Here is a 7693-nt window from a genome sequence, read left to right on the forward strand (position 1 = left end):
GCCACTCCTCTATGAAAACGTTCCCGCAATTTCAGTGCCGTTCTTGAGAACACATCATTGGCAGCAGTTCGGCCGCAGGGCAAGACCCATGCATGCAGAAGGTTTTCCTCGGCGAAATACTCCTGACACACGTCTTGACACGCACCGGGAACGTTCGCAAACATCAACCGCATTCGCAGGATCCAGATGCGAGAGGACCGGGATCCCCCGGCTCAGAACGACGAGGAGGCCTACCCGTGGCAGTAACGATCCGGGAGGTGGCGAGCGCCGCGGGCGTCTCGGTGTCGACGGTGTCCCGTGCGTTCACCGCACCCGACCAGGTGCAGCCGACGACCCGGCAGCGCATCCTCGACGCCGCGGCCGAGCTCGGCTACTCCCCCAACCCGGCGGCCCGTTCACTGCGCGGCAGCGGCACCGGTACGCTCGGCCTGATCGTCCCGGACATCGCCAACCCGTTCTTCCCGCCGATCATCAAGGCGATGCAGGCCCGCGCCCGGCACCTGGGCTACACGGTTCTGGTCGCCGACAGCGACGAGCGCGAGGCCGACGAGATGGCGGCCATCGCGGCCGTGTCGAAGCGGGTCGACGGCCTGATCCTGTGGGCTTCCACCCTCACCGAGGACCGGCTCCACGAACTCGCGGGCCGGATGCCGCTGGTGGTGGTGAACCGTCACGTACCGGGCATCCCCGAGGTACGGATCTCACTGGCCGCCGGCATCGCGCAGGCCGCCGAACAGCTGAAGGCGTACGGTCACCGGCGCTGCGTCTTCATCAACGCGTCCCGTGCCGAGCTGAGCCGCGGCAAGTCCATCCAGGAGTCCTTCGAAGCGCTCGACCTCTCCCTGTCCGAGCTCGGGCCGTACGAGCCGCGGTTCGAGACGGGCGTGCACGCCGCCACCCTCGTCGCCGCCCACGAGGCGACGGCCGTGATCGCCCACAACGACGTGGTCGCCCTGGGCGTGCTGCACCAGATGGCCAACCTCGGCGTGAGCGTCCCGCGCGACGTCAGCGTCATCGGCATCGACGACACACTGCTCGCCTCCGTCTCCACCCCCAGCCTCACCACGATCCGGATCGACCCCGAAGAGATCGCCACGCGTGCGGGGGACCTCCTGATCGAGACGATCGCGAACGCAGGCCGCACCGGACCGGGACTCGATGCCGCCTCCCCCATCGTGGAGATCGGCTCCCGCCTGATCCCCCGCGCCTCGACGGGCCCCGCGCCCGCCCACTGACCCACCCGCGGCGCACACCACCACAACGACCGAAGCACTGCACAACACCGCACCGAGCCCACTCCTGCCCTTCTTGGAGCCGTTATGCCCAGAAACTTCCGCTGTGCGGCCATACTTGGCTGCATGGCGCTGACCGCGACCCTCGCGGGCTGTTCCTCCCTCACTCCGAGCAGCGCCGGCGGGGACGGCGATCTCGTACTGCGGGTGCAGGGCATGCCGCCGGCCACCGACAAGCCGGGTGTCGCCCTGTTCAAGAAGCAGGTGGCCGACTTCGAGAAGGCCAACCCGGGCATCAAGGTCAAGGGTTCGACCACGGTCTTCGACCCGCTGACGTTCTCCGCGAAGCTGTCCGGCGGCAATGTCGAGGACGTCATCAAGGTGCCGCTGACCGAGCCGCAGCGGCTCATCCAGCAGAAGCAGGTGCAGCCGATCACCGGACAGCTCAAGGAGTGGGAGCACTTCAAGGAGTTCAACCCCCAGGTGCTCCAGCCCCTGACCGACAGCGCCGGCGACGTGTACGGCGTACCGCAGAATCCGTACGCCCAGGGACTGGTCTACAACCGCGAGCTCTTCGAGAAGGCCGGCCTGGACCCCGACCGCCCGCCGACCACCTGGGCGGAGGTCCGTACCGCCGCCAAGAGGATCAGCGACAGGACCGGCAAGGCGGGGTTCGTCCACGAGTCCAAGGACAACCAGGGCGGCTGGCAGCTGACGATGCTGTCGTACGCCTTCGGTGGCGAGCTGCAGAAGGAGCAGGGTGGCAAGTACACCGCCACGCTCACCGGGGAGCCGACGAAGCAGGCGTTGCGGCTGCTCAAGGACATGCGCTGGAAGGACGACTCGCTCGGCAAGACCCTGCTCAACAATCAGAACGACGTGATCAAGCAGTTCGCGGCCGGGCAGGTCGGCATGTTCATGGGCAGCCCGGGGACGTACCGGCTGGCGAAGATGCAGTTCGGCATGGAGAACACCGACGCCTTCGGAGTGGCCCCGATGCCGCAGTCCGGCGGCGACGCGACACTCACCGGCGGCGACATCTACATGGTCCCGAAGTCCGCCGACAAGAAGCACGCGGCAGCGGCCGTGGAGTGGCTGACCTTCGCCTACGCCAAGCCGCAGTACAGCACCGACATCGCCGCCGAGCAGGCCAAGGCGCTGTCCGCCGACCCGAAGTCCGCGGTGGGCGTGCCGACGCTGCCGGTCTTCGACAGGAAGCGGCAGACCGAGATCGACGCCGCGATCAAGCCCTACGTCAATGTGAAACTCCAGAACTTCAAGCCGTACACCGACGGACTCTCCACGCTGAAGCTGAAGCCGGAGCCGCCGTACCAGGCACAGAAGCTGTACACCGTGCTCGACCCGGTGGTCCAGGCAGTGCTCACCAAGCGCGACGCCGACATCGACACCCTGCTGGCCTCGGCCGAGAAGGACGTCAATGCCAAGCTCGCCGCGGACCAGAAGTAGCCGGCCCATGGCTCTGCTCACTCCCTCCCGGCGCCCGGCCGCCGTGTCCAAGGAGCCCGTGCCGCGAATCCTGCCCCGGCGGCGTGGCACCGGCGCCCGCAAACAGTTCACCGCCTGGCTGTTCCTCGTCCCCGCGCTGCTGATCTTCGGCCTCTTCGCCTGGTGGCCGATCGCGCGCAGCCTGCTGCTCAGCTTCCAGAAGACCAACCTCGTCGAGCCCGCGGTCTGGATCGGCCTGGACAACTTCCGTGCCCTGTTCGACGATCCGCTGCTCGGGACCGCCGTCGGGAACACCCTGTTCTTCGTGGCCCTCGGCCTGCTGATCGGTTTCCCGGCGCCGCTGGTCCTGGCCGCGATCATGTCGACGGTGCGGCGGGGCGCGGGCGTCTACCGCTTCCTGGTGTATCTGCCGGTGGTCATCCCGCCGGTCGTGGCGATCCTGCTCTGGAAGTGGTTCTACGATCCCGGGAGCGGGCTCTTCAACAACGCTCTCGGCAAGGTCGGGCTCGGCCCGTACTCGTGGCTGGAGTCCTCCGACAGCGCCATGCTCTCGCTGGTCCTGGAGTCCACCTGGGCGGGCATGGGCGGCGCCGTCCTGATCTACCTCGCGGCGATGGTCGGCATCCCCGGCGAACTCTATGAGGCCGCCGAGATGGACGGCGCCGGGATCTGGCGGCGGATCTGGCATGTGATGCTGCCTCAGCTCCGTTCGGTCATCGGGCTGTTGCTGCTGGTCCAGCTGATCAACACGGTGCAGGTCTTCACCGAGCCGTATGTCTTCACCGGCGGCGGGCCCGAGAACTCCACCCTCACGGTCCTGCTGCTGATCTTCCGGTACGCCTTCCAGGACGGCGAGTACGGCCAGGCCGCCGCGCTCTCCTTCCTGATGGTGCTCGCCCTCGCCCTGCTCTCCGCGGTCTATCTGCGGGCCACCCGCAGCTGGAGCACGTCATGACCACGCTCACCACCTTCATCTCCACCAACGACCGCCAACGCCCCGGCGTACGCGCGGCAGTGCGCTCCGTCCAGGTGCTCACCCTGATCCTGCTGCTGCTCATCGGCATCGGACCGCTGTACTGGATGGTCAAGGGCGCGGTCTCCCCGCCCACCGAGCTCACGACCCAGCCGCTGGCCCTCTGGCCGGACCGGCCGGCCCTGGGCAACTTCTCGACGGCGTACACCGATCTGAGTGTCGGCCGCTATCTGATGAACACCTTCCTGGTGGTCGGCGGATCGTGGTTCGTGCAGCTCTTCGTCTCGGCCACGGCGGGCTTCGCCCTTTCGGTGCTCAGGCCGAAGTTCGGCAAGGCCGTCTACGGGGCGATCCTCGCCACGATGTTCGTGCCGTACACGGTGAACATGGTCAGCCTCTTCATGACCGTGATCGATGTGCCGTTCCTCCACCTCAACCTGGGCGACACCTACTGGGCGATCTGGCTGCCGGCCGGCACGAACGCCTTCACGGTGCTGCTCGCCAAGCAGTTCTTCGACGCCCTGCCGAAGGAGCTGTTCGACGCGGCGCGGGTCGACGGAGCAAGTACCCGGCAACTGCTCACCAAGATCGTGCTGCCCATGAGCAAGCCGGTGCTCGCCGTGATCAGTCTGCTCGCGGTGATGCACTCCTGGAAGGACTTCATCTGGCCGCTGGTGGCCATCACCGACCCCGAGAGGCAGCCGATCAGCGTCGCGCTGGCCCAGCTCGCCACGCAGGCCCCGCAGGACCAGCTGATCGCCACGATGGTGCTCGCCGTCGCCCCGCCGGTGCTCGTCTTCGTCGTCTGCCAGAAGTACATCGTCGCCGGGCTCGGCTTCACCGGGGTCAAGGGCTGAATCCCACCGGAGCCGGCGGCCGAACCCCGGCCTCCCCCACCGCACCTTCCGCTCCGAAATCTCCGGAGCATCCGGAACACCCCGACCAAGAGAAGGGCACCTCCATGTCAGTCGCCCGGCGCAGATTCATCCAGGGCACGGCCGTCGCCACCGGCGCCGCACTGTTGCCGACCGTTCCCGCCTACGCCGCGGACCCGGTCACCATCGAGGCCGACGGCATCACCCTGGTCGGCCGTGGCGACGGCAGCGTCCTCGTACGGGACGGTGCGGGCACCGACCGCATCCTGCTCAGCCACTTCATGATCAAGGACACCGCGCTCGGCCAGCAGCGCACCTTCGGTGGCACCCCCGCCCGGATCACGCTCCCGGACGGGCGGCCCGCGATCCAGGTCACGTACACGATGGGGAGCGGCGCGTCCGGGGTCACGGTGCGCGGCACCTTCGACGTCACCCCTCGCAAGGCACACATGAAGTGGGAGGTCGGCGGCGCGGGCACGCTCACACCGGCCGGCTTCATGTTCTCCCGCACGGTGTACGGAGCGAGCGCGGCGGAGTCGTACGAAGCACTGACCGTCTGGGAGAAGGATGCCCGCGGCGGCATTCCGTACGAGGTGAACGCGGGCGGCGCGTACGTGGAGACGTGGCCGGAATCGAAGGCCTTCTTCTGCCTCCCGTCCACCAACCCCGCGAACACGAACGCCACATGGATCCACTCCCCCGGCACGTCGACCGGCGCGGGCACCGCGGTCACCGAGGCCGATCTGGTCCTCGGCGATCTGCGGCCGCGCGCGGCGGGAGCGATCGCCGCCGCGCGCCCGCTCGGCGTGGAGGTGTGGACCGACCAGCCGTTCAACCTCTACAAGGCGGCCGGGCAGACGATGACGCTCAAGGCGCAGGTCGTCAACGGCTCCGCGACGGACAGGAAGGTGACGCTCACCTGGTGGGCGCGGGACTTCGGCGGCAGGAGGATCGCCGGAGGAACGCTCCGCAGGAGTCTCGCGGCAGGCGCCGCCTGGGACGCCTCCTTCGCCCTGACAGCGCCCTCGCAGAACATCGTGTTCACCGGGGTGGAGGTGGTCAGCGGCAGTGACAGTGCGCTGGCCCGCACGAATCTGAGCGTGCTCCCGGAGTTCGCGTACAAGGCGGGCAAGGAGTCGATGTTCGGCCTCGCCAACTACCCCTGGCTGCTCGAACCCGACAAGGACGCCGTACTCGGGCTGGTCAGGACGCTCGGCATCAAGTGGATCCGCATCGCCTACGCGGGCGCCCCGGGCATCGACACCGCGACCCTGGACGCGAACGGCATCGGGCACAACGTGGAGCTGAGCGGCATCCCCGTGGGCGGCAGTCCGGAGCAGATCGCGGCCTGGGCCGACACGAATGTCGCCAAGGCCCTGGACGCCGAGGCCGCGTACTTCGAGGTGAGCAACGAGGTCAACCAGCCCTGGATGTCGGGCCGCGGCGCCGACGCCTACGTCCGGGACGGTCTGCGCCAGGTCACCACGCGCCTCGACGCGGCGGGCTCACGGATGAAGGTCATGAACGCCGGCCTCGGCGGCATGGACTACGTATGGACCGAGAACTTCCGTGCCGCGGGCGGCTGGGACCTCATCGACGCCTTCGCCTTCCACCCCGGTCGTGGCAACTTCACGCCCGACTTCGCGCCGCCGCCCGAGGAGTGGACGCAAGGACCGTCCGGCACGTACTGGAACTTCCTCGGCGCGCTGCGCAAGGCGAACCAGGTCCTTCAGGAGTACGGCGGCGACAAGGAGCTGTGGCTCACCGAGGCGTACGCGCCGACCCGGCCCAACGCGTGGTGGAGCGACACCTACCGGCACGCCGCCGAGAACACACTGCTCACGCTCGCGCTCGCCAAGTCCGAGAACGTACGCGCCGTCAACTGGTACCAGCTGCACGACTCGGTGCTCTACCACCCGCAGGAGGCCGACCCGGCCAACCCCGAGTACCACTACGGCCTGATGAACCGCGACACCAGCGCCAAGCCCTCGCTCCTCGCGTTCGCGACCGCCGCCCGGGTCCTGGACGAGGCCGAATTCGTCCGGCATCTCGCCTTCGCGGACCAGGACATCAAGGGGCTCCTGTTCACCACTCCCGGCGGACCGGTGTCGGTCATCTGGAGCCGCAAGGACGGCTATGTCCTCAACTCCGAACACGGCGACGACCCTTGGTTCGCGTCGCCCGAGCCCTGGATCGACACCTGGACGACCAGGACCCCGGTCGTGGCCCACGCGGGGACGGTCGACGGCACGGTGCGGGAGCTGAACTGCATCGGCCAGGAGCGCTCCCTGAAAGCCTCCAACGGCAAGGTCACCCTCACCCTCGACGGTGCCCCGCGCATCTACTACGGCCTCGCCGCCAATCCCGACTGGAAGTAAGTGACGCACGACATGAGGAATGAAACCGCACGGCACGACATCACCGTCGTCGGCGGCGGCCTGGCCGGGGTCTGCGCGGCGATAGCCGCCGCCCGGCTGGGCCGTACCGTGGCACTCGTCAACAACCGGCCGGTGCTCGGCGGCAACGCGAGCAGCGAGGTCCGGGTCTGGGTGTGCGGCGCGACCGGCCACGGCAAGAATCACCATGCCCGTGAGGGCGGCATCATGGGCGAGTTGCTCGTGGAGAACCAGTTCCGCAACCCGGACGGCAACCCCTACTACTGGGACGCCGTGGTCCTGGACGCCGTGCGCGCCGAGCCCGGCATCACGCTCTACCTCAACACCGATGTGCGCGAGGTCGACGCCGAGGGTCCGGACGAGGCCCGGCGGATCACCTCGGTCACCGGCTGGATGATGGGATCGGAGCGGCGGATACGTTTCGAGAGCCGCCTCTTCCTCGACTGCACGGGGGACGGCCTGATCGGCCACCTGGCCGGCGCCCACCACCGCATCGGCCGGGAGTCCCGCGCCGAGTACGACGAGTCATGGGCTCCGGAGACGGCCGACGACATCACCCTGGGATCGACTCTCCTCTTCTACACGAAGGACGCCGGTCACCCGGTCAAGTTCGTGCCGCCGAACTTCGCCAAGGACATCACCGAGACCTCCATCCCGCAGCGCCGCATCATCAAGTCCGGTGACAACGGCTGCGCGTACTGGTGGATCGAGTTCGGCGGCGAGCTCGACACCGTCCACGACAACGAACGC

Annotated in this window: 6 protein-coding genes; all 6 read left to right on the forward strand. The window is 68.2% G+C overall.

Annotated elements, in window-relative coordinates; translation table 11 throughout:
• The first annotated feature begins 236 nt into the window (after positions 1 to 236).
• Positions 237 to 1235, forward strand: a complete 999-nt coding sequence (locus EES42_RS25330; RefSeq protein ID WP_124720549.1) for a LacI family DNA-binding transcriptional regulator — start codon at positions 237 to 239, stop codon at positions 1233 to 1235.
• A 123-nt stretch (positions 1236 to 1358) separates the two neighbouring features.
• The gene (locus EES42_RS25335; RefSeq protein WP_164495315.1) at positions 1359 to 2699 is read left to right on the forward strand and encodes an ABC transporter substrate-binding protein; all 1341 of its coding nucleotides are present in this window, start codon (positions 1359 to 1361) and stop codon (positions 2697 to 2699) included.
• 7 nt (positions 2700 to 2706) lie between these two features.
• Positions 2707 to 3654, forward strand: a complete 948-nt coding sequence (locus EES42_RS25340; protein ID WP_206433568.1) for a carbohydrate ABC transporter permease — start codon at positions 2707 to 2709, stop codon at positions 3652 to 3654.
• Positions 3651 to 4529, forward strand: a complete 879-nt coding sequence (locus EES42_RS25345; protein ID WP_124720551.1) for a carbohydrate ABC transporter permease — start codon at positions 3651 to 3653, stop codon at positions 4527 to 4529. The genes EES42_RS25340 and EES42_RS25345 overlap by 4 nt, the downstream gene beginning before the upstream one ends.
• A 104-nt stretch (positions 4530 to 4633) precedes the next feature.
• A complete protein-coding gene (locus EES42_RS25350) occupies positions 4634 to 6925 on the forward strand; it encodes a hypothetical protein (protein ID WP_124720552.1) in 2292 nt (763 codons plus the stop codon).
• Between the two features lie 12 nt (positions 6926 to 6937).
• Positions 6938 to 7693: FAD-dependent oxidoreductase (locus EES42_RS25355; RefSeq protein WP_124720880.1), on the forward strand; the 756-nt coding region annotated here is incomplete at its 3' end.

Source organism: Streptomyces sp. ADI95-17 (assembly GCF_003846175.1).
Taxonomy (GTDB): domain Bacteria; phylum Actinomycetota; class Actinomycetes; order Streptomycetales; family Streptomycetaceae; genus Streptomyces; species Streptomyces sanglieri.

Coding starts and splice junctions, on each gene's coding strand:
- EES42_RS25335 (WP_164495315.1), top strand. CDS start 1,359: ATGGCGCTGACCGCGACCCTCGCGGGCTGTTCCTCCCTCACTCCGAGC.
- EES42_RS25340 (WP_206433568.1), top strand. CDS start 2,707: ATGGCTCTGCTCACTCCCTCCCGGCGCCCGGCCGCCGTGTCCAAGGAG.
- EES42_RS25345 (WP_124720551.1), top strand. CDS start 3,651: ATGACCACGCTCACCACCTTCATCTCCACCAACGACCGCCAACGCCCC.
- EES42_RS25350 (WP_124720552.1), top strand. CDS start 4,634: ATGTCAGTCGCCCGGCGCAGATTCATCCAGGGCACGGCCGTCGCCACC.